The organism is Flammeovirga kamogawensis (assembly GCF_018736065.1).
GTDB lineage: Bacteria > Bacteroidota > Bacteroidia > Cytophagales > Flammeovirgaceae > Flammeovirga > Flammeovirga kamogawensis.
In genome coordinates this window covers 1,426,197-1,451,202 of record NZ_CP076128.1, presented here as the reverse complement: position 1 = coordinate 1,451,202, position 25,006 = coordinate 1,426,197, and the positions used below count along the sequence as shown (strand labels likewise).

Annotated in this window: 16 protein-coding genes; 7 read left to right on the top strand and 9 right to left on the bottom strand. The window is 31.0% G+C overall.

Annotated elements, in window-relative coordinates:
- Positions 1-20 precede the first annotated feature (20 nt).
- The 4 genes from KM029_RS05675 to KM029_RS05660 all read left to right on the top strand — a co-directional run bounded on the left by KM029_RS05675 (position 21) and on the right by KM029_RS05660 (position 12,754).
- Positions 21-1,178, top strand: a complete 1,158-nt coding sequence (locus tag KM029_RS05675) for a leucine-rich repeat domain-containing protein (RefSeq protein ID WP_144072342.1) — start codon at positions 21-23, stop codon at positions 1,176-1,178.
- A gap of 796 nt (positions 1,179-1,974) precedes the next feature.
- Positions 1,975-4,098 (top strand): leucine-rich repeat protein, encoded by a 2,124-nt coding sequence (locus KM029_RS05670; RefSeq protein WP_144072341.1) that lies wholly within the window; start codon positions 1,975-1,977, stop codon positions 4,096-4,098.
- A gap of 252 nt (positions 4,099-4,350) precedes the next feature.
- The gene (locus KM029_RS05665) at positions 4,351-6,417 is read left to right on the top strand and encodes a leucine-rich repeat protein (protein ID WP_144072340.1); all 2,067 of its coding nucleotides are present in this window, start codon (positions 4,351-4,353) and stop codon (positions 6,415-6,417) included.
- A gap of 229 nt (positions 6,418-6,646) precedes the next feature.
- Positions 6,647-12,754, top strand: a complete 6,108-nt coding sequence (locus tag KM029_RS05660; protein ID WP_144072339.1) for a T9SS type A sorting domain-containing protein — start codon at positions 6,647-6,649, stop codon at positions 12,752-12,754.
- 106 nt (positions 12,755-12,860) lie between these two features.
- Here the strand turns inward: KM029_RS05660 and KM029_RS05655 are convergent, their stop codons facing one another.
- The 5 genes from KM029_RS05655 to KM029_RS05635 all read right to left on the bottom strand — a co-directional run bounded on the left by KM029_RS05655 (position 12,861) and on the right by KM029_RS05635 (position 16,129).
- Complete coding sequence (locus tag KM029_RS05655) at positions 12,861-13,133, bottom strand: hypothetical protein (RefSeq protein ID WP_144072338.1); 273 nt, start codon at positions 13,131-13,133, stop codon at positions 12,861-12,863.
- A gap of 328 nt (positions 13,134-13,461) precedes the next feature.
- Positions 13,462-13,842: a DUF1987 domain-containing protein gene (locus KM029_RS05650; protein WP_144072337.1), complete on the bottom strand. Its 381-nt coding sequence runs from the start codon at positions 13,840-13,842 to the stop codon at positions 13,462-13,464.
- Between the two features lie 31 nt (positions 13,843-13,873).
- Entirely contained in the window at positions 13,874-14,536 is a 663-nt protein-coding gene (locus KM029_RS05645) for a two pore domain potassium channel family protein (protein WP_144072336.1), read from the bottom strand.
- Positions 14,523-15,116 (bottom strand): acyl carrier protein phosphodiesterase, encoded by a 594-nt coding sequence (locus KM029_RS05640; RefSeq protein WP_144072335.1) that lies wholly within the window; start codon positions 15,114-15,116, stop codon positions 14,523-14,525. The genes KM029_RS05645 and KM029_RS05640 overlap by 14 nt, the downstream gene beginning before the upstream one ends.
- A gap of 11 nt (positions 15,117-15,127) precedes the next feature.
- Complete coding sequence (locus KM029_RS05635; protein ID WP_144072334.1) at positions 15,128-16,129, bottom strand: helix-turn-helix transcriptional regulator; 1,002 nt, start codon at positions 16,127-16,129, stop codon at positions 15,128-15,130.
- Between the two features lie 172 nt (positions 16,130-16,301).
- Here KM029_RS05635 and KM029_RS05630 point away from each other — a divergent pair, with 172 nt between their 5' ends.
- The gene (locus KM029_RS05630; RefSeq protein ID WP_144072333.1) at positions 16,302-17,321 is read left to right on the top strand and encodes a radical SAM/SPASM domain-containing protein; all 1,020 of its coding nucleotides are present in this window, start codon (positions 16,302-16,304) and stop codon (positions 17,319-17,321) included.
- 55 nt (positions 17,322-17,376) lie between these two features.
- On the top strand, positions 17,377-18,222 hold the full coding sequence (locus tag KM029_RS05625) for an ATP-binding protein (RefSeq protein WP_144072332.1): 846 nt from the start codon (positions 17,377-17,379) through the stop codon (positions 18,220-18,222).
- Positions 18,223-18,302: 80 nt separating this feature from the next.
- Here the strand turns inward: KM029_RS05625 and KM029_RS05620 are convergent, their stop codons facing one another.
- The 3 genes from KM029_RS05620 to KM029_RS05610 all read right to left on the bottom strand — a co-directional run bounded on the left by KM029_RS05620 (position 18,303) and on the right by KM029_RS05610 (position 22,087).
- Complete coding sequence (locus KM029_RS05620; protein ID WP_144072331.1) at positions 18,303-19,298, bottom strand: 3-oxoacyl-ACP synthase III family protein; 996 nt, start codon at positions 19,296-19,298, stop codon at positions 18,303-18,305.
- Between the two features lie 269 nt (positions 19,299-19,567).
- Entirely contained in the window at positions 19,568-20,383 is an 816-nt protein-coding gene (gene pyrF / locus KM029_RS05615; RefSeq protein ID WP_144072330.1) for an orotidine-5'-phosphate decarboxylase, read from the bottom strand.
- Between the two features lie 147 nt (positions 20,384-20,530).
- Complete coding sequence (locus KM029_RS05610; RefSeq protein ID WP_144072329.1) at positions 20,531-22,087, bottom strand: protein adenylyltransferase SelO; 1,557 nt, start codon at positions 22,085-22,087, stop codon at positions 20,531-20,533.
- A 176-nt stretch (positions 22,088-22,263) separates the two neighbouring features.
- On the opposite strand from KM029_RS05610, the gene KM029_RS05605 reads away from it, so the two are divergent.
- Complete coding sequence (locus KM029_RS05605) at positions 22,264-23,352, top strand: zinc ribbon domain-containing protein (RefSeq protein ID WP_144072328.1); 1,089 nt, start codon at positions 22,264-22,266, stop codon at positions 23,350-23,352.
- 71 nt (positions 23,353-23,423) lie between these two features.
- Here KM029_RS05605 and KM029_RS05600 read toward each other — a convergent pair whose 3' ends face one another.
- Positions 23,424-24,992 carry an arylsulfatase gene (locus KM029_RS05600; protein ID WP_144072327.1) on the bottom strand — a complete coding sequence of 523 codons (1,569 nt, stop codon included), beginning with the start codon at positions 24,990-24,992 and terminating at the stop codon, positions 23,424-23,426.
- Positions 24,993-25,006 lie beyond the last annotated feature (14 nt).

Below are 25,006 nucleotides of genomic sequence, written 5' to 3'. Positions count from 1 at the left end.
CAGCTAAAAACTAATAAACAATGAGAAAAGAGAAGGTGTCATTCATAGATTTAGAAGTTATGCGTCAGATTATTGGAAATAGAATAATAGTTTTAATTAGTTTATTGATATTTTCATCTTGTAGTTATATATCAGCTGAAGATGAGAAAACGACACCATTTCTCGAATTTATAAAGAAAAAGTATCCAGATTCAACATTTGGGTTAGACGAGAGGGATATGTATTGGATACATTTTAGAGGTTATAGTGATAATTTAGATGATTGGTACAATGATATAAATAAAAAAATGGATTCTATAGATGTCATAAGTTTTTCAAAATTTCCAAAATTGAATGATAATATATCTTTATTGAAAGAAATCAAAAACTTAGAATATTTAGAGGTTTATAACTGTAATCTCACTGAAATCCCCCCTTTCTTCCTTAATTTTCATAAGCTAGAATATTTATTGTTAAATAATAATGAAATTACTTCTATACCAAAGGATATCAATAAACTAGATAAGCTTAAGAAGTTATCTTTATCTCAGAATAAGATAAAAAAAGTTCCTGCTGAAATTTGTTCTATAACAACTTTAGAAGTGTTTACTATAGCAGATAATTTAATTAAAACATTACCTAAAAACATTGGTAATTTACATCAATTAAGAGGTTTGTCAATAAGCGGTAATCCTAACCTCAACGCACTTCCCTTCTCAATAAAAAAACTATCTAAATTAAGGAATTTACATTTGAAAGGGTGTGTTAATTTAAAATCCTTTCCAGATAGCCTTTGGTTAATTGATTCTTTGATAAATATTACATTATCTGAAATGGATTTGCAAACTGTACCAGATTTTGTTTGGAAATGCAATCAAATAGAATATCTAAACTTAGAGAGTAATAAACTTATATCTCTTTCCAGTGAGATTGGTAATCTTACAAAACTTAGTACTTTATACCTTGATGACAATAAACTAACATCTATTCCATCAGAAATAGGTAATTGTACAGAGATTTTTAGTTTTCATGTAGAATATAACCACTTAACAACTCTTCCTGCTTCCATCTGTAATCTTAAAAAGATGAAATATTTTGCAACAAGACGTAATCCTTGGGAATGGATGCCCTCTTGTATAGACGATGCCTTTGAGATTTATCATAAATATGGTTCAAAACCAGGAGTGGAGAGAAGGTAATTTGTGGGTAGGGAGTAAGATTTTTTAGACTTCAAGATAACTAATCAGTCTCTTCAAAATAGGCTCTTCATTATTACATTAGGAATGCATAAGTAAATTTTATTATGTTAATACTATGGGTGAGGTAAAAAATATTAGTATCTCAGTTATATAAAAATAAAAAATCTCATTTATTACTTAAGTAGTTCAAAATCATTAGAAAAATCTTAATATTTAAAATAAAAATTATTACCTTTAACTCATATTTCTTACATGCTTATTTATATCAGGTAGAAGATATCTGAGATATAAATATAGAAAGTAAGAAACCAAATTCTAACAATTAAATTGTAGCGTCGTACATAATTGACGATTTACAAAGTACATGCAAGCAAAAAAAAAGACTAAAATTTCAATAACTATTAATGAAAGTAAACTTAACTATTACTTAGAAAAAGTATCTACAGCAAGAGCATATCTTTTTGTACTTTACTTTTAATACTAAACTAATACTGATAAAAATAAGAACATCAATTTTTAGGGCTAACCTAGATAATTCTTATATAAATAATTTTATAAAGAAAACTAATCCAATCTGTGTTTATTAGACTTATGGTAAATCCAATAGTTTAGTTCATAATTCTAATTATGAACAATTTATTACTATTTCAGGTATAAATTCCTCAGTGTGTCCCAATGATATACATACTTTTTATAGTACAGAAATTTCTCAATCATATAAAAAAAACAACGTTGTTAAAACGTTATATATAGCAAAAACAAACAATAAAAATTAATTAAAATTTCAACATTCATTATGAAAACAAGCTTAACTATGTCTTGGCTTTTATGGCTAAGTCTACTAATTCCTACGCTCTCGTATAGCCAGTATACTTTAACTGATGACGATGTAGTGGTAGATGAAAATGGTTATATTCAATCTACAACATATACTGCTGGTGGAGATATTATTATCCCTGAGGTGTTAGACGGGCAGACTGTTTTGGGAATTGCTGATAAAGAGTACCCAAATGGAGTGTTTCAGGAAAAAGGAATAACATCAGTAATTTTTCCATCCGGTTTAACTGAAATTGGAGCTTATGCTTTTTATGATAATAATATTTCAAGTGTAATTTTTCCTGAAAGTTTAATTTCAATTGGTTCTAGAGCTTTTTTTCGTAATGATATATCAGGTGAATTAGTTCTTCCATTCGGTTTAACTGAAATTGGAGCTTATGCTTTTTATGATAATAATATTTCAAGTGTAATTTTCCCTGAAAGTTTAACTGAAATTGGATCTTATGCTTTTGCTTTTAATGATATATCAGGTGAATTAGTTCTTCCATTCGGTTTAACTGAAATTGGATCTTATGCTTTTTATGATAATAATATTTCAAGTGTAATTTTTCCTGAAAGTTTAATTTCAATTGGTTTTAGTGCTTTTTCTCATAATAATATTTCAAGTGTAATTTTTCCTGAAAGTTTAATTTCAATTGGTTCTAGTGCTTTTTCTCGTAATAATATTTCAAGTGTGATTTTTCCTGAAAGTTTAATTTCAATTGGTTCTAGTGCTTTTTCTCGTAATAATATATCAGGTGAATTAGTTCTTCCATCTAGTTTAACTGAAATTAACGATTATACTTTTTTTAGTAATTTTCATATTACTTCAATTAAATTCCCATCTAACCTAACTACTTTTGGAACCAATGTATTTAAAGATTTAAGTGCCGAGGGCTATGAACCTTTTGAAGGTTGGTACACTGATATTACTTACGAAACACCAGTAGAGCTTACTTTAGAAAATGTCAAAGGACAAACAATTTATGGGAAATGGGAAATTATTGAATATGCTTTAATGTACGAGGGCGGATTTATTATTCATAATAATCCACTTAACTATAATGTAGAAACTCCTACTATAGAATTATCAACTAAAGGCGATAGAGATGGTTATAAAGTAGAATGGTTTTCATCTACTAATTATGATAACATGGTTTCAGAAATTACACTTGGGTCATTCGGAGATAGGACTTTGTATGGTAAAGAGGCAATAATAGAGTATGACATTAATTATCCTAACGAAGGAACACATACTAATCCTTTTACTTATACTATAGAAAGTGAAACAATCATATTTAAAAATCCAACAGATAGTTTAGGCTATACTTTTGCCGGTTGGTTTACCGATGCAGAATTATCGCAATCAATTTCGTTAATTCCCAAAGGTAGTTTCGGAGAATTAAATGTATATGCAAAGTGGAATCCAATTAACTATGAAATTACCTACCATAATGGTACTGAACAGAGTAATCCATCATCTTATACTATTGAAGAAGAAATTACTTTAACAGCTGCAGACAGTTTAGGCTATACTTTTGCCGGTTGGTTTACCGATGCAGAATTAACGCAACCTATTACTTCTCTACCAAAAGGTAGTACGGGTAACCTCTCTGTTTATGCAAAATGGACACTTCAAGAATTTACAATTTCATACAACGGAGTGGATGATAGTTATACAGGGGTTACATCATTTACTATTAATGATGAAAACATCACATTGGTAGGTGTAGATAAAGAAAACTATACATTTGAAGGTTGGTTTACAACATCCGATTTCCAAGAAAACAGTAAAATTGAAGTAATAGAAACAGCATTACCTCAAGACTATACTCTTTATGCAAAGCTAATTGAGGCTGAAATTACATCTGTTGAAGGTGGATTACTCCAGGAAATCATAGTTTACCCTATCCCCGTAAAAGCAAGCTTCCAAATAAATAAAGTAGTGGATAGCATACTTCTAATTAACAGTGCTGGTGTAGTAGTTAAAGACTATGGCAAAGCAACAAGTTTTGATGTTTCTACATTACCAAATGGTATTTATTACATCAAAGGTGAAGCTGAAGGAAAGTCTTTTAATCAGAAAATAGTTGTAAAACACTAATCTTTTTTGAATGAAAAGTGATGTCTTCTTAGTGTATTTCTTCTATTCCTTTTACATAGAAATAAGGAACCGACAAATAGAGAGATAGGCTATTAAGGATGAGCATCAATTCATTAAGATATTCTCATTAGCCCATGACTTAAGTCGTGGGCTTATTAAAACCAATGTATAAACTGAAAAAAGCAAATGCTTTAATATGTCATACATAGCAAAAACAAACAATAAAAATTAATTAAAATTTCAACATTCATTATGAAAACAAGCTTAACTATGTCTTGGCTTTTATGGCTAAGTCTACTAATTCCTACGCTCTCGTATAGCCAGTATACTTTAACTGATGACGATGTAGTGGTAGATGAAAATGGTTATATTCAATCTACAACATATACTGCTGGTGGAGATATTATTATTCCTGAAGTGTTAGACGGGCAGACTGTTTTAGGAATTGCTGATAAGGAAAACCCAAATGGTGTGTTTCAGAATAAAGGAATAACATCAGTTATTTTTCCTAATAGTATGATAGAGATTGGAAATGAATCATTTAGAGAGAATTTAATATCAGGAGAATTAAAATTACCTAGTTCTTTACAAATAATAGGTAATAGAGCATTTCTTACAAATTTTATTTCTGGACATTTAGAGCTTCCTGAAACTTTAAACTCAATTGGAATTGCGGCTTTTTCAAATAATTTAATATCAGGAGAATTGAAACTACCAAGTAGTTTGACAATAATTAAAGCTGCTACTTTTTATGGTAATTTGATATCAGGAGAATTAAAATTACCTGAGACTATAACAGTTATTGAAGGTTCTGCATTTTATGATAATTTGATATCAGGAGAATTAATATTACCTAGTAGTTTAACAAAAATTGGTGATGGTGCATTTTATGGTAATTCGATATCAGGAGAATTAAAATTACCTGAGACTCTTACATTAATAGGTGGATATGCTTTTTTTGAAAACTCGATTTCAGGTCAACTAGTTATACCTGAATCTGTAGATGATTTGAAGGGATTTGCATTTTTAGGAAATAAGAATATTGAATCAATTAAATTTCCATCTAACCTAACTACTTTTGGAGCCGATATTTTTAATAATTTAAGTGCAAAAGGCTATGAACCTTTTGAAGGTTGGTACACTGATATCACATATCAAACACCAGTAGAAATTACTTTAGAAAATGTCGAAGGAAAAACAATTTATGGGAAATGGACACCATCAAATTACACGTTAACTTATGAAGGGGGATTTACAGCACATAATAACCCTTCAGAATATACAATAGAAACTCCTACAATAGAGTTGTCAAATGAAGGTGACAGAGATGGTTATAAAGTAGAATGGTTTACATCTATCAATTATGATACTTTAGTTTCAGAAATTACAATCGGATCATTTGGAGATACTACATTGTATGGTAAGGAAACAATTATAGACTATACCATTAATTACCTTAATGAAGGAACACATACTAACCCTAGAGAATATACTATAGAAAATGAAGAAATTACTTTAATTGAAACTAATAAGTTAGGATACACATTTGAAGGCTGGTTTACAGACACAGAACTAACGCAATCAATTTTGTCAATTCCCAAAGGTAGTTTCGGAGAATTAAATGTATATGCAAAATGGAATCCAATTAACTATGAAATTACCTACCATAATGGTACTGAACAGAATAATCCATTATTTTATACTATTGAAGAAGAAATTACTTTAACAGCTGCAGATAGTTTAGGCTATACTTTTGCCGGTTGGTTTACCGATGCAGAATTAACGCAACCTATTACTTCTCTACCAAAAGGTAGTACGGGTAATCTTTCTGTTTATGCAAAATGGACACTCCAAGAATTTACAATTTCATACAACGGAGTGGATGATAGCTATACAGGGGTTACGTCATTTACTATTAATGATGAAAACATCACATTGGTAGGTGTAGATAAAGAAAACTATACATTTGAAGGTTGGTTTACAACATCAGATTTCCAAGAAAACAGTAAAATTGAGGTAATAGAAACAGCATTACCTCAAGACTATACCCTTTATGCAAAGCTAATTGAAGCTGAAATTACATCTGTTGAAGGTGGATTACCCCAAGAAATGATAATTTATCCTAACCCCGCAAAATTAAGCTTCCAAATAAATAAAGTTGTGGATAGCATGCATCTAATTAACAGTGCTGGTGTAGTAATTAAAGACTATGGCAAAGCAACAAGTTTTGATGTTTCTACATTACCAAATGGTATTTATTACATCAAAGGTGAAGCTGAAGGAAAATCTTTTAATCAGAAAATAGTTGTAAAACACTAACCTTTTTTTGAATGAAAAGTGATGTCTTTTTAGTGTATTTCTTCTATTCCTTTTACATAGAAATAAGGAACCGACAAATAGAAAGATAGGCTATTAAGGATAAAACTCACATCAATAATACTTTACTTTGATTGCCTATAACTTAACCCATAGGTAATCAAAGTAAAGTATTATTGAGAATGAGACAGATATATAATACTAGTACTTTTAATTCTTTTAGATAGCTAAAATGAAACATTATATCATTTTAATTTTTACACTCTTTTTCAATATTTACTGTTATAGTCAAGCAGAGTATGTAGATGAAGTAAGTTTTGTGGTGACTGAAAACCAAATTATAGTTGATGGAGAGAATAAATTGTTAGATAGAACAAACAATTCTGAATTTGTGACAATCAGTTTTTATACTTCTGCAAATGCTTTAAATGATTACAACTTAGATTTTACGGGAATTAATAATTCAGATACAAAAATTAAACTTGGAAGATCAGATTGGGTAATATTAAATAGTACTCTAATTTCAGTTAATAAACAACTAACGAATAATGGAAAAGATCTATATTATGCATATATAAATAAAACAATATTTTCATCTTTATTAAGTAATAATGAGAATGATGAAAATACGATTACTATTAAATTGGTATTAAGCTTTTCAAAAACAAATTGTCTTAATGGAAGATTAAATTTAAGTTCAAATACATTTTTTGTAAAATCGGAAGATGGAGTTCCTTCTATTATTATAAATGGTCCTCGTCCAATTGATATAGATGGAAATGATCCAGATCTTGAATATCGAACTATGTCATTAATCTGTAATGATAAGAAATGGTATGAATTTCCTAGAACTGATGGTTATACATATACTAATGTGGTCTTTTCAAATTTTAATATTATTATAAATAATATTGAACCTGAAAAATATTATATGAAGCAATCTACTTCATATTCAGGTACTACTAATCATAATGGAGAAGACTATGATTATTTGGTACTATCACCTACTTCTTCAGAAACACAACCGAGTCTGACGATAGATAGTCGATCCCCAAGAATACAAGAAACTAATACGTCAATAGTTCAAAATGAAGATGGAGTTAATGAACAAGATATTGATAATGACTTTGTATCATTTCAGATACAATTATCTGACAAGCATTATACTCCATTAACAGATGATTATTCTGAAACATTAATATTTTATAAGGATGAACAGAGAACAAATCTATTTAAATCATTACATAATATATCCTTCTTTGAAGGAAGTAGCAATGGAATTGATAATAATAAAGGCAGAACGTTAAATTTTAGGGCTCCAAGTATAAATGGGTCTTTTTTTAGAGATGAGGATGGTTTGAACACGTCTTTATATGCAAGATTTACATCAACAGATTTGGCTGGAAATTCAAGAAATTATGATTTTAAGGTTAATCTAACAAATGCACCCATAACGATAAACCCTAGTGAATTTAATACAATACCCTCTATTATAAATGGTACAGGTGTATTAAATATTGATTATTCTTACTTGTTAGATCAAAATAATAATACACAGATAAACAGGGTTAGATCTCAAGCAATTTTACAAAAAAATGATGGTACTTTTATTACTAATGCATCTATTATTTTTACAGATAATCAAGAGTTCACAGTATCCATTAATAAGGAAAATATAGGAATAATAGAAGGAGAACGCTTTGAGTTATTGATAAGATTAGAAGACAACCTAGGCAACAGTTCAATACATACGTCTTCAAGTATATATGATGGTTCTGCTCCTCAAGTTAATTCACAAAATTTAGACGAAGTAGTCATCAATTCAAATTGGATAGATTTATCGGGACCGATGAAATTTAAATTTGATGTTTCCGATTATGCTTTAAATTTGAATCAGGGAGCATGTAACTTATCTTTAAAAGGAATAATGAATAATGGAAATGAAAAATCTATTACTTTACCCCTTCATAATACACCTGTAAAAAATGCTGCAGGGGTATACAATTTAGAATTTGTTATTCCTATTGATGCATTTGAGAATTTAAGAAATAAAGGAGCGTTATCTACAATAACACTAAATTTAAATGATCAGGCAGGTAATACTTATTCATCATCCGAAATTATCAACGCTCTCTCTTATGAAAAGGAAGAGAATATTTCTATTAATACAATAGCTTATATTCAATATGATGCTGATAATAATGAAATAGTAAATCCGTCTACGCTAACAAATGGAAAACTGAAAGTGGCAGTAGGTTTTAGTGGCTCAATGAATAGTACTAATGATATTAATATAAATATTTTAAATACAAAAAAAGAAGTTACTATTAGTCAGTTAGAAACAGAAAATACTAATCCATTTGAATCATTCTATTTTGTAATTGACAATATTAATTCTGAAGACTTTTTTAATAATACTAACTTTAGCTTTGAAACTATACTCAAAAATAAGTCAAATATAGAAAGAACTTTTACGCCAGATGCACCTTTAATAATTCTACCTATCGATTTTACCATAGAAAAACTAACGGATAGTCTTTACGTACGGAATGGTTCTATTATTCAATATCAACATAGCTTATTGAACTCTGCAATTTCAGACAATTCTATAGCAACACTGATTTATACAAAAAATGGAGAAGAAATAAATCAACCATTAACTTTAGTAAAAGAAGATATTACATCTAATTTTAATGTGGTAATTCCCAACCTATTAAATATAGATGAAGGTACAGTAATGCAAGTTAGGGTAAACCTTTATGAGACGGATGGAGGTAGAAGGGAAGCATCTATTACAAATAGTTTTATTTATGATTTTACGCCACCAAGGATAATAGAAAATGGTATTACTTTTACTGGTATTAATGAGAATGAACCTATAGATATTACATTGCCGACAGTGCAAGTAGATGATATTGAACCAATTGGATGGGTAAATTTAGCTGAACCAACAATCTTTACCATTGAGGTAGAAGATTTAATTTTAAACCCTAATAGCTGTAAGTTAGAACTTGTCCACAAAGGAGAAACAAATACATCTTTAGGTTTTATTGATATTTATAGGTCTTCTACAGAAGGTCACAAAACCAATCTAGAATTTCTGATTCAAAACGATATTCTACCTTCTAGTGGAACAGTTATCCTTAATGAATTAATCTTAGAAGATCAGCTAGGAAATACAACAAAATGCAATGGTTCAGATAAAATTACATGTGATAATACTAGGGAAATAATTCTCAATAAATCGTTTAAAGTAGAAAAAACACCTCCATTTAATGTAAAAACAACTGAATCGGATATTCTATACTCTAAAGATGGAGAAGTATTGAAAGCAGGTTTACAAACCATAAAAATTCCGTATGAGAGTGAGGGTTTATCATCTGTTGAGATAAGGTTTTTAGGACTTATTGAAGGGGAAGAAGCAGAAAGCGAGATAACTTTTACACAGGAGAACAATATTAAATACATTACTATTTCTGTGAATATTTCTCATCTAATTTTTCATGCTAAACGTAAATTAGAATTTGATATTTCTGTGGTTAATAACGCAAATGAAATAATTACAATAAATAGAATAGTTGGTCCTGAAATAGTTTTTCCAGTACCTTCTAATGTAACGGTAAATTATGATAATGTACAGATTAATAAATGGAGTGTATCTAATGATGGTACAAATGACGATCTTGAAGTAACCATTGAGAGTATTAAAGAGATATCAGATGAACAAAGACCTAACCTTAATGGAGACACACTTTTTGTATATCTTAGAGATAATGAAAATGATATTTTACTAGAACAATTTGATATTAGGGAGGTAGATCAAACGAGCCATTCTTTTACTTTGTCTAAGCATTTATTTTTAGTAAATGACCAAATTGAATATGGTCCAAAAATTCTAGGCTTTCAGATGGGAAATAGAGATGGGCGTAATACTACAACTTATCAAACATTAGCTATATCCAATATTCCAGACGTTGAAATAACAAATGATTGGAGGTTATATCATGATACTGGAAATGAGTTTGAAATTGTCACTAATCTTGACAACCAAAACTTAGTTATTGAAGAACTACTATATTTTCCTATATCTTCTAAAAACATGCGACCTGAAGATTTATATTTAATTGGTGATGAAGGAACTGGTGAAGTAGAAGTGAATGTGATAGCAAGAGCCAAAGATATTCATAAAGCTTATATTGCTGATACATTGCGTTTTGAAATAACAACAGAAAATATAATTGCTGATAATGCCTTAAAACCATTGTATTGTAGTGGAGAACAAGGAGATGAAACCTTTGCAATAACTATTAATAATCGATTTACAGACTATTACACAAATTTAGGAGTAGGAGAGTTAACATTAGAGTTATATGATATTATAAATAACAAAAATGTAGAAAATACGGCTTTTGAGAAGACTCAAGATTTTACGTATCAATTTAACCCATTAGTTCTACATAGTGATTCTACTATTAGAAAGAAAGAATTCGAATTAAGACTAATTTTTAAGAACAATGAAGTAGAGCAAGTGATTGGTGCAGCTAATTTTGAAACTCTGTACGAACCCAAAATTACAACAGAGTTATTAACGTCATTTCCTTTAGTTGGTGATTTTAACGTTATAAATATTGCGTTATCAGAATTTAAAGAAAGAACATATACTTTAAGTACCGAAACAAAAGGAGTTAATATTGTGAATAAGAGAGTGACAAGTAGAGTTGAAAACTTTTCATATCAATTGACAGAAGAATTTGACGGAGATGAGCTTACTTTTAAACTAAATGCCTTTACTAGTGATGAAAGTTGTGGTTTTGAAGAAGAATATACAATAGCTGTAGATAAGGTTACTTTAGATAATGAAGAGGACTTGGATATAAAAAATTGGAATTTGAGTACAATTAATTCAAATAATCAGATTATAGTTTATAGAAATAGTACAGCAGGGGCATCTATTCCTTGGAATGAAACACTTGGACGTTTTGAGCTTCAAAAGAATTCACAAAATGCTTATCTCGCTTTAACTTCTGATATTTTTGATATCAGTGGATTAAGTAAACCGATGATAAAATTTACTTTTGAGAGTAATACTACAGAACGAAATGGAATTTTTCTTCAGGTGAGACAAATTACTGCTCAAGGAGCTAATACGGCATGGGTTACAGTAGGTACTGATGCAGAAGTTTGGAATTGGTACAACACCTATGGTCTCTATAATAATAATCTTGTTTCTAACGAAAATGGTTATGCTTGGTCTGGTGCGTTAGGAAATGTTGAAAGTAGACTATCTATAGATGACGTTGTTGATTTAGAGATGGATAAAACACAGTTTAGACTTGTGTTTAGCTATGGTACTGCAAATGAGGAGTTTTTTGAACCAAAACAATTTATTATTCGTGATAGAGAAAGAAGAGTTATGGTTGAATCTTTCTTGCAAGCAAATAATAGCACGCATCATGAAACACTTCAAAAGATTTATGAATCATTAGAAACTGTGGGTAATAATGATCAGAACTATATTCATAATTATTACCTAGAACGAAGTTTAGATTGTGAAGACCCAATTTACGAAAGAGGATCGGAATGGACTGAAGCAAGACGCTTATGGTATGGTTTGGATTCTTTTGGTGAAGAAGATAGTCCATATTCGTTAACATTAGATGGTGAATTGATGGAAGGTGCTGAACTGCAAACCTTTTTAGATAGGTTTAAGTATTCTGTTTTAAAAGATGAACCATTAAAATATTCTTATTCTATTAATGAGAATGAGTTAACAATAGACTATACTATAGATACCGCTATTTATAACAATAATGACAATTTATTGTGGGTATTTACAATAGGTGATCAACAAGTTGAAATTGGAGAGTGTAATCCAGTAACGGTACAGAATACAGAAAATAATCAAGTTATTGGAGAAATTATTCCAAAACAAGTAATGAGTCAGCAAGGCGAGGTGACATTAAACTTATCAAGTATCAACAGTTTAATGGGATCAGAATTTAATATTCAAGTGCTACTTCAGAAAGATTACACGCTAGAAGTATTTTCTGCACTTCAATTACCTGTATCACGAAGTGCCGTACTTTCTACCGATTTGACTTTAGAAAACAGGTCACTTTTATTGTATCCAAACCCAGTGAAAAATACATTAATGATAGCGTATTCTGAAACTAAAAATTCAGAATATAAAATATTTAATGCACAAGGGGTAGAAATGTGTAAAGGGAGTTTACAAACTAAAACAACTGCTGTAGATGTGAATAATTTTCCTTCTGGTATTTATGTAGTCACAATAATTGAAAATGGAGAAATTTTAGAGGTAAAGAACTTTATTAAATAGAAAACAAAACACCCTTAATTGATCATATTCAATTAAGGGTGTTTATATAATTTCTTATTTAGTATAAATAGCTTAAGTAATGAGCGTATAAATAAGTAGTAGTAAATTATTTTTGGTTAGCGAATTGCTGTAATTCTAAACCACGTTCTTCAATTTGTTGGAATACTTTTTTTGTTTCTTCTACTACAACAAATTTTTCGGTTGTTACTTCGTATACATAATAATCAATACCACCTAATGATGCAAAAAGTACGGCAATAGTAAGGTAGCCTTTTACAGGAGTCATGTACTGTAAGAATGATTTATAAATTCTAAAAACAATAGCAATATTAGAAACAGCTAAGTATAAAAGAAGTATAGTATTAAAAAGCCAAATCATAAAATGTTCATTTAATTATAAAAGAGTAAAATGTTTTTAAACTATTTTCTACTCAATACGATTAGGTTTAAAAAATGGTTTACATGTAAAATAAATCATGATGTAATTTAATTTACATTAAAACAACTAATCGATATTTTCGGAGCCAAAATCAGTCCAAAAAGATGTGTCAATAGTACAATTACAGTTTTTAAACGTATACTTCAAGTTATTTATTATAAAAAAAGACCTTTTTATTTCAAAAAGGTCTTAAGTAGGGAAAATCCCTATACGATATATTTTTAGTGTAATAGTTTCCTCATAAAGTTTCTTTTAAGGAGTATTACAATTAATAACCGATTAAATGTATATTTTTCCATCCAGAGTCACTAATAAAGTCTTCTCCAGTTTCTAACATATCTTCATCGTCTTTTTTATAATACCAATTAACTATGGCTTTTCCTTTACCACTTTCTTCGTAAGCTTGTAACATTTCAATAATTTGGAAAAAGCTTTTTGAAGATGCAGTATTAAAATAAGTCATCTTATAGTTTAAAGTAATATCATGACCACTTTCTTCAAGGTATTTTCCAACCCATTCAAATAGTGGTTCAAAAAATTCAGCAGTATACTCATGGTAAGATTGACCTGAAATTTCAAGTAATCCCTTAGCTGGTTCGAAGTTTACCTCAGGAACAAACTCTTTCTTTTTGATAAATAATTTATCCATATTAATTATAGTTATTTGGAAAGTTAATAATTTATTGTTTTGAATGTTCTTGTTGATATTTCCCAACAAGAAGAGCCATTAAAATTGCCATATAAAATTGTCCGATCATTGCGAATATAACACTAAACGCTCGAGCTTCATCCACAACTGGAGTTATATCTCCATAGCCTACAGTTGTTAATGTTACAAAGCTAAAATAGATTATATCTGCTATCGAAACAGTAGTATTAAATGCCTTTCCATCAAACAATGCATCACAAATCTTAAATAATATAAATTCGATCACACCAATCTGAATGTATCCGGCAATTGCTCCGAGGATAGTATTCATATTCACGCTTTTTGCCGACCAAACTTGTTTTAACAATATAGTCAGGAAAACTGAGAAGTAGATAAGCATTGCTACCCAATTTGCAATATTTACTGAATCACTTTCCGTACCAACACTTGCACTTCTTCCTGTAATTATAAAGAAAGTTATAACTAAAGTGATTTTATTATAAAATTTTGCCTTTCTAATAAAATTTAGAATAGCAAACATAAGTACAACCAAAGAGATATCAGATAGCTCGTCGGAGATATGGAGGGATTGAAAAATAATGGGAACCCATAATACAAGGAAGTAAGCAATTAGAAGAATTACATACCTACTTTCTTCAAGGAAATCACGTATTTTAGTATTAATAACGATCATTGTCTCGGAACTTTTTAAATGCAGTTTGCAGCTCAGGAAAAAAAATATTGTGGCAATCTAAGAAAAAATCGTAATCGTTCTTCAGCCACTCCACAGAATTACCAATAGGAGCTAAATTTTTAATACGATTTTGCATGCCACCAAAAACTTTTGTTAAGCCATCAAAGTTTTTATAGGCATTTAACCAATCGTATTTAGTTAGAAAAGGATACATATTAACAGCTTTTTCTGGCGTCCATTCTTTTGTCCAATAAGGAAGCTGATAAAAATAATTAGCAAATTCACTTAAATTTTTATCATTGGCTAATGTGTTCCATTGTAAAGCTAAAAAATGATCGTGGTAAATATCAGTTACAACCATAGCATATCTTTTAGCATGAGGCCGTATTCGATGCGCCATTTCTTTAGTGATTTCATGATTGTCAGTAAAATCATCAATAAATCGATGGTAACGAACGCCATTTGCAACATTAATAGGCAAATGATTATAAGATTTACCTTTTACAAAATCTCCGATAAAGTTGCCAAACATTTCTTCATCATTATCTCTTGATAGGTATAAATGAGCTAAATAATTCAAATAATATATTGTTAATAGCGTTGAGCTATATTTTTAATTTCTTGTGCAATTTTTTTTCTTAAGCCAAAAGGAGACAGTACCTCTACTTGTGCTCCCCAACCTAATATCATAGAACGCAATTCGTTATTATCAACCAAGCGTACTTTTATTTGTAATTCGTTGTCTGTTTCAGAAAGAATTTCTTGTGTTTCATGAATAGGGGTTGTTTTTACAAAGTTTGCCGCAAAAGAATTGAAAGAAAGTATTATATCTTGAGGTTTACCTTTTAATGTTACCCCAATACAATTTTTAAAATAAGCGTTCTTATCAAAGTCTACTTGATGTGCCTGAATGTAAACAGCATTGTTTTTCTTTTCAGTACTTTGTAGCCTATCAATTGCAAAAGTTCTTATTCCTTGTCTGTTTTCAGCATAACCCACAACATACCATAACCCTTTAAATTCTTTTAAAAGATAAGGGTGGAAAGTGTATTTTTCTTCTTCTTCAGCATCAAATTTTTGGTAAACGATATCAATAACGTAGTTGTCTTTAATAGCATTTATAATTTCTGAGAAAACAGTATCACCTTTAGTGTAGATTGATTTTTCTAATTGAATAAAACTATCAAAATTCTCTTTATCGTTTTTTAAAGACTTTGTGATATCAATACCATCTAAAACTTTATCTACTGCATTAGAGAAATTATTAAAAACAGGTAATGCTTTAAATTCTACTAAAAAAGTTTCTACAAAATTTAAGGCTTCTAGATGTTCGCTTGTTAAGTTAACACCAAGTAATTTGTATTCACTATTGGTGTAATAATATCCTCCATTCTTTTTACTGTAAGCTATCGGTGCATCAAACTCATACCTTAATGCCTGCAGATCCTTTTCTATTGTTGAAGGTGAGTTTACACCAAATTCTTCAGAACATTTATCTAATAATCTTTGTTTTGATGGAAATGGATATTGTTTATTTCTGATAAGTTTATCAATTAATAAATAGCGTAAAAAGGAAAGCTTACTGCTCTTCATCAAAAAAAATGGTTTAAAATTACTTGTTGTTTACCGCAATTACGGAAACAATCAAAAATTAATTTTTTTTTATCGGTAATTCAAGCAAATTTGATATTTAATTGATGTAGTTGATAGAATACTAAATAAACTACGCATTACAAATCATTTTATAGACATAACCGTTTAATAATTGAAAGGGGAGACATATCAGCTAATAAGAAAAGTTACATTCAAAAAATTACTCAATGCAATAGTAGTTTTTACAACTTTTCACCTTTCAAAATGGATAAAGAAACCAGTACATTATGGTAATCCAATCAGCTTGTCTATTGAACCTACTACATCTTGTAATTTACGCTGCCCAGAGTGCCCAAGTGGATTAAGGTCTTTTACACGCCCCACTGGAATGCTACAAAAAGAACAGTTTACAAAAATTATAGACGAGTTGAAGGCTACATTAATGTATCTTACGTTCTATTTTCAGGGAGAACCCTATCTACATCCTAACTTTTTAGCTATGGTAAAAGAGGCTTCGGATAAAGGGATTTATACCTCTACATCTACAAATGCTCACTATTTAACAGATGCGGTTGCTAAACAAACAGTAGCTTCTGGTTTAGATAAATTGATTGTTTCTTTAGATGGAATTACACAAGAAGTGTATGAACAATATAGAGTTGGTGGGCAGATAGATAAAGTATTTGAAGGGGTAGAAAATGTTTTGAAATGGAAAAAGAAATTGAATTCTTCTACGCCAGAAGTTGTTTTTCAATTTTTAGTAGTAAAACCAAATGAGCATCAAATAGATGATGCAAAGCAGTTGGCTAAAGATTTAAAAGTTGATAGAATTGTTTTTAAAACGGCACAAATATATGATTATGAAAACGGATCACCATTAATTCCTACTAAACAAGAATATTCTAGGTATACAGAATATGAAGAAGGTAAGTTCCGTTTTAAAGGTGAGTTGGAAAGGAATTGCTGGAGAATGTGGCATTCTGCAGTAATAACATGGGATGGTAAGGTTGCACCTTGTTGTTTTGATAAAGATGCTAAACATGTTCTTGGAGCTATAAAAAATGATTATATTGGTTTCTTGAATATATGGCGTAGTCAAAACTATACAAATTTTAGAAAATCACTCCTAGAAGGGAGAGAAAATATAGATATATGTAAGAACTGTACTGAAGGGATAAATATATTTAACTGATTGATAGTCAGTATTCAGTGTAGTTTGTAAGACAAACAAGAAGTTGTATCAAATTATGAAATTAAACTATAGTTTAATCAGAGGCTTTTTTTCTATACTTTTATTGAGTTTACCATTAGGAGTTTTAGCACAAAGTAACTCAGTAATGGAAGTTTCTTCTAACCTTATTATGGAACGCTTGCTCTTTGGAGCAATCATTTTAATACTAATAATTGGTTTAGTAATATCTGAAGTTGTTAGAAAAAGTCAGAAAAAACGAAATTTTCAATCTTATAAAGCGCAGAAAGAGAAAATTGCTTATTTAGAAGAGAAGTTAAAAGAAACGGAAAAACGTATTGTAAAGACTGCTCCTGTAAATAAACCTAAGGTTGTGGAAGAAGAAGCCATGGCTTATACATCTTCACGCTTAAGAGGTGTTGGTAATCTTGGTGCTTTAGAAGTAGAAGAGAACGATGATATTGGTGATCTTACAATGGTTTCTACTCATAATATTGGCAAGAAAAGAGAAATTCAACCCAAAGAACTTGTAGAAGCTACTATAGAAACAGCAAAAAAATCGTTACCTGAAAACGTAAGTATTGCTACGCAAATTGGAGGAGCACCAGTTATAGTTGTTAACCAGAATTTATTGACCAAGTCTTTGAGTGCACTCATTCGTTGTTCTGCCAATACTATAAAAGGTAATGGTAAAATAACTGTTTCATTGTATGCATCTATGGGCGAAGCTCAAATAAGTATTTCTGATAATGGACAAGGTTGGGGTTATAAAGGTCAAAGTACTGAAGAATTAAAGGCTTTAGAATTGGCAAAGAAAATTCTGTTATCTCAAGGAGCTACTTTTGAAATGAATACACAAGAGAAAAAAGGAACAGAAATGGTTATCTCAATCAGTAGCAAATAAATATTATTAGTATAAAAAAGCAGCCTAGTATTGGACATTTATCCATTGCTAGGCTGCTTTTTTATATTTAGAAAGTTTTATTACCATTTAATGATTGCAGATGCCCACGTAAAACCAGAGCCAAATGCTGCTAAACAAATAATATCACCTTTTTTAATTCTTCCTTCTTTATACGCAGTAGTTAAACTAATCGGAATAGATGCCGCAGTAGTATTACCGTATTTTTGAATTGTGTTGATCACTTTGTCATCTGGTAATTTCATTTTTGCTTGTACAAAATTAGAAATTCTCAAATTGGCTTGGTGAGGAACCAAAAGGTCAATATCCTCTGGTTTTAAGTTATTGGCTTGTAAAGCCTCTGCAATTACCTCTTGGAAACGAACAACTGCATTTTTAAATACAAATTGTCCATCCATAAATGGATAAGCAGATCCACCTGGCTCCCAATATTTAGGATCAAAACGTTCTTCTTTAGTAAACCCAGGATCAATAACAGCTAATTTTTCAGCATGTTCTCCTTCAGAATGCATGTGAGTAGAAAGAATACCACAATCTTCGTCAGTAGGCGAGAGAATTGCAGCACCAGCACCATCACCAAAAAGAACCGTTACAGCTCTCCCTGCATCAGAGAAATCTAAACCTCTTGAATGAATTTCTGAGCCAACAACTAGAATATTCTTGTACATTCCAGTTTTAATGTATTGGTCTGCAATAGACAAGCCATATACAAAACCAGAACATTGTTGTCTAATATCTAGGGCAGGAACAGTTTTAAACCCTAACTCTCTTTGTAATAGTACACCTGAACCAGGAAAGATATAATCGGCACTCAAAGTACAATAGACAATCATATCTATATCTTTTGGTTCCAACTCTGCCATGGCAAGTGCTTCTTTTGTTGCTTCTGCTGCTAAATGGTAGTTGGCTTGTCCTGGAGCAGCATATCTACGTTGCTCAATACCAGAACGCTCACGAATCCATTCGTCAGAAGTTGTAATTTTTTGTGCAAGATCATCATTGGTTACCACATTTTCAGGTACATAGAAACCTAATCCTGTAATTTTTGCATTTTTCATACGCTTAAATTATTGCTTATATATGATTATTAATAAGTAGGCTATGTTTTAAAAAGAATACACAAAGCGATGTTCTTTTTTACATCTATACCTTTTGTTGTTGAGTACCATTTTACAATTTTTCTGTCTTTAAGATGTAAAGCAGTAAAATAACTTCCTTACCTTCTTATCATTAAAGTGTAGTAAATTGATTAAAACTTGGTACTTATTAAAAAAGATTGTCAGTAAAAATATTCTTTATTTCTACTAACAATCTAATCTAAGTAAAATTATAAATATTTCTCGAGTAGAGAAGACATTTCTTGTTGTAATTTTTGTGCTTCTTTCTTTGCAACATCAGCAAAGTCAGTGCCGTTAGAAGCATAAATAATACCTCTTGAAGAGTTGACTAGAAGTCCACACTCTTTGTTCATTCCGTATTTGGCAACGCCTTGTAGGTCTCCACCTTGCGCACCCACACCTGGTACAAGTAAGAAATTATCTGGAGCTACTTTTCTAACATCAAGAAGGCTTTCTGCGCGAGTGGCTCCTACAACAAACATTAATTGTTCTGGTGTTGCCCACTCTTGGTTCTTAATCATGATGTCTTGGAAAAGGTAATTACCTGTATCTTTATTAATGATACGTTGGAAATCTAACCCTCCTTTATTAGATGTATGTGCAAGCACTATCACCCACTTTCCTTTGTATAAAAATGGAGTCACCGAATCTTCGCCCATATAGGGAGCAACGGTGATAGAATCAAAGTCCATATTTTCAAAAAATGCTTTAGCGTACATATCAGAAGTATTTCCGATATCACCTCTTTTAGCATCAGCAATAGAAAAATGCGATTTTGGCATATATTCTAATGTTTTTTGTAATGCATCCCATCCTTTAGTCCCTAAAGACTCATAAAAAGCGATATTGGGTTTATAAGAAACACAATAATCTGCAGTAGCATCAATGATTTGCTTATTGAAAGCAAAAATAGGGTCTTCTTCTTTTAAAAGGTGAGCCGGTATTTTATTTGGATCAGTATCGAGCCCAACACAAAGAAAACTCTCTTTCTTCTTGATTTCGCCAAATAATTCTTCTTTTGTCATGATGCTTTAAATGGTTACACTAATAGGGTTAAAAACCCCTTATTTTCTTATCTTTAAAATCATACAAAGTTAAGACTTCGGAATTAATGTGCAATTAATTATAGCCTTTCAAAAGTGATAAAAACTTAAAGATTTGAGCGTTTTTTATTAAGAACTACACGAAAGCATAGAGCAACCTACTTTATGTCTTGCCCAATCGGGTCTTTTTACAAACCATTTTTCATTTTCTGGTTGTTCATCATATGGCTTTTTAAGTAATTGGAACAACTCATCAATTAGTGCGTATTCTCCTTCATCGGCTGCATTAATAGCCAACTGTGCCATATAATTTCTGAGTACATATTTAGGGTTTACAGTATCCATCTTTTCTTTACGTTCAGCATCAGAGAGCGTTTCTTTTTGAAGGCGTACAATATATAAATTAAACCATGTTAGCCATTTTTCTGTAACAATTCCTTCTATTTCATCTATTATATAAAAAGCATCTTTAATACATTTTATAGGATCAGAAGTTAATGTAAAATCACTTAATTTTCTAAAGAAGATAGTCATGTCTGTTTCTGTAACATGAAGTACCTTTTGTAAAGCTACAATAAGATCTTTGTCGTTTTCATCTTCTGTAAATAAGCCTATTTTAGATTTCATCATATCTAAATATTGCGTATCATACATTGTTCTGAAGTTTGCTAACGCATTTTCTAACCCCTCAGCCTCACCAATAAGTAAGTACAAGGCATTGGCTAATTGGTACAAATTCCACCCTACAATATCCACTTGACTACCAAATCTGTAACGTTTATGCTCTCGATCTGTAGTGTTTGGCGTCCATCCAAAATCATATCCTTCTAACCAGCCATAAGGACCATAATCAATAGTTAAACCTAGAATAGACATGTTGTCGGTATTCATTACTCCATGTACAAAACCGACTCTTTGCCAATGAATAACCATTTCTAAACTACGTTCGGCTACTTCTTCAAAAAACTTTAAGTAGGTATCTTTAGAAGGAGTTCCTAAATGAGAATAAAAATGCTTTATTGTATAATCAGTAAGTGCTTTTAATGTTGATACATCTTTCTTTGAAGCTAAGATTTCGAAGTTACCAAAACGTATAAATGAGGGAGCTACACGTGTAACAATTGCTCCTTTTTCGTAAGCAGGGTGCCCATCATAAAGCATATCTCTAAGAACATTATCTCCAGAAAGTGCAAGTGATAAAGCTCTTGTAGTTGGCACTCCAAGATGGAACATTGCTTCGCTACATAAGTATTCTCTAATTGAAGACCTCAAAACAGCGAGTCCATCTGCAGACCTAGAGTAAGGAGTTTCTCCTGCACCTTTTAACTGTACTGCCCATCGTTTAGAATCATGTACTACTTCAAAAAGGTTAATAGCTCTTCCATCTCCAAGTTGACCAGCCCAATTTCCAAATTGATGTCCACCATAGCACATTGCAAATGGCTTTGAATCTTCCATCACAGCGTTGCCTGTAAATATCATTTTAAAATTTTCGGAGTTACTATCTTTTTCAGTCAAACCTAAAGCATCTAGCATTTCTTTAGAAACATGAAGAATTTCTGGTTTTGCTGTTTTCTTTGGAATAACGTAAGAGAAACAAGCAGAATTTACTTGTCTTCTATGGTTATCAATAACTGAATCTGCAGGTAACTCTTTATTAAAAGTATCTTGAATATTAAGTTTCATACGTTTGGACTGAAAGTGATTGTACTTAGTGATGAAAGAAAGCTTGGTATGTAAAATTACACATCTATTTTCTATCTGTAAAGTGTAGAAGAGGTAGAAAGTTGTTTTACAACAGAATATATCTCAATTTTAGTACATAGATAACTCTTTATAGTGTAAACTAACTAAACAATTGGATGGAATTTAATAATAAGAAGTTAGAAAGAACTTCTAAATGGATAAACTATTTAATAGCACTTGTTTTGTGCGGTTTCTTAATCTCGTTGTCATCTCAGTTTATGGGAGATATAGATGATTGGGAAGGACGACCAACAGTAGAAGAATTTAGAGATCAAGCATTTGTAAAAAAACAAAAAGCAGCACTTAAGAAACTCTATGTTAAAAGAGATTATCAGAATGAGAAAAGAAGTAGCATTCAAAAAACAATTGAAGCAGCGAGTAAAAATTATAGGAACGAGAAAAAATCGTATGATAATTGGCTAGCGGCAAGAAAAACAGTGGGTTCTCCAAGTGAAGATAAAGAGATTTTATCAAGAGCAAATAAATTGGATGCTCATTATAAAACAGAGCAGGAGTGGAGAGCGAAAATGGCTTTAATAGATGATACTTTATCGGTTTTAGGAAAAGATATCACTACTCTACAAACCTCATTATCTGATGAAAAAGAGATAGCCTATACAAAGCAAGAAGAAGAAATTAGAGCATATGATTTAAAAGTATTCTTAATCAGGCTATTTATTGTTTTGCCAATATTAGGGTTAGGAATATTCTTTATTATCAAATTTAGAAAACATAAATATTGGCCTATATTTTTAGGGTATGTAATGTTTTCTTTTTATGCCTTTTTCTTTGGTTTGGTACCTTATTTACCAAGTTATGGTGGTTATATTCGATATACCGTTGGTATTGTTTTGAGTATCCTTTTTGGTATGTATGCTATCAATAAAATTAAAGCATTTATTGAAAAGAAGAAAAGTGAACTTAAAGTACCAAGTAACGAAAGAGCAAAGAAAGTACAACTAGAAACAGCAGAAAGAGCTTTAGCAAACCATATGTGCCCATCTTGTGGGAAAGACTTTATTTTAAAGAAATGGGATAAAGATCTAGATAGGAAATTTAAAGCACAAGGCTATGGAATTGTTACTAATTTCTGTAGGTATTGTGGTTTAGAATTGTTTAAACCGTGTACAAATTGTGGAACAGAAAATTATGCACATTTACCTTATTGTTCTAAATGTGGTACGAGTATTATTTCAGAAAAATAATATAATAAACAAGGTCACCTCTCTAGAAGTGACCTTGCTTTTATACGTTGATAATAAATATCGTTTTCAAATTATTTATTTAAACTTTTTACCTCTTCCTCTACTTTATTCAAACGTTGGAGGTCTTTCATTTGTTTAAACATATCGTAGCCAATTTTGTCAGCCCTAGCAGCGGCAGGTTGGAATGGATAATTGGGGACAGTTTTTACAAACTTTTCTACTTGTTCACCAATAGAGCCAAATAACCACATATTTTCAACATACCACTTAAAAGCAGTTTTGGATTGATCTTGTGCCATTTCAAATGGATCAAGTTTTAAATTGACGACTTTAGGAAAGGCAGGAACCATTCGGTAAGCTTCAGACATATCACCTTCTTGAATTGCAAAGCTTACTTTCCATTCTTTCCATCTGACTGCATTCATGTCACCGGTAGAGGAGAAGTAATAAAATGTTTCTCTAGGCGATTCTTTAGATTTACCTGAAAGATAATCTGTTAAATCATACCCATCTAAATGGACCTTCCAAGTTTTTCCATTTGCCTCATAGCCATTTTTTACATCCTCAACAATATTTTCTTTACCAGCAGCAGCTAATAATGTAGGCATCCAATCCATATGAGAAGCCATACCATCGTATTTAGTGCCTGGCTTAATAGTACCTGGCCATTTTACAACACAAGGAGCACGGAAACCACCTTCCCAAGTCGTTCCTTTATCCCCTTTAAAAGGAGAAACGCCACCGTCAGGCCATGTGAATTTTTGTGTGCCATTATCAGTAGACCAGATAACAATAGTGTTGTCATCAATACCTAGTTCTTCTAATTTATCTAATAAAACACCAAGATGTCTATCGTGTTCTACCATTCCATCTGCATATTCACCAACACCAGTCACCCCTTCAGACTCATTTTTTAAGTGTGTCCAGATATGCATTCTTGTAGAGTTAAACCATAAAAAGAAAGGTTTGTCTGCTTTTGCGGCTTTTTCCATAAAAGAAGTAGCGCCTTCTAAAAGCTCATCATCTATTGTTTCCATACGTTTTTTAGTAAGAGGCCCTGTGTCAGAAACTCTACCATCTGCATAAGAATGAATAACACCTCTTGGACCATATTTCTTTTTAAATTCTTCATCTTTTGGGTAATAATAAGACTCAGGCTCTTCTTCTGCATTTAAATGATAGAGGTTACCAAAAAACTCATCAAAACCATGTTCCGTAGGTAAATGTTCATCACGATCACCCAAGTGGTTTTTACCAAATTGACCTGTGGTATACCCTTCTTCTTTAAGTAAATCTGCAATTGTTGGTGCCCATTCAGGAATACCATGAGGAGAACCCGGTAAACCAATTGTAAGTAGACCTGTTCTAAAGGGTTCTTCACCTAAAATAAACGATGCCCTACCCGCGGTACAACTTTGCTGAGAATAATAATGTGTAAATAAACCACCTTCGTTGGCAACTTTATCAATATTTGGCGTTTGATATCCCATCATACCAAGATTATAGGCAGATACATTTGAAATACCAATGTCATCGCCCCATACCACTAATATATTTGGTTGTTTATTTTTTGCAAAACTGTTTGTAATTGAAAATAATATGGAGAATAGACTGATGCTAAAGTATAGTATCTTTTTCATAGTATGTAATTTTA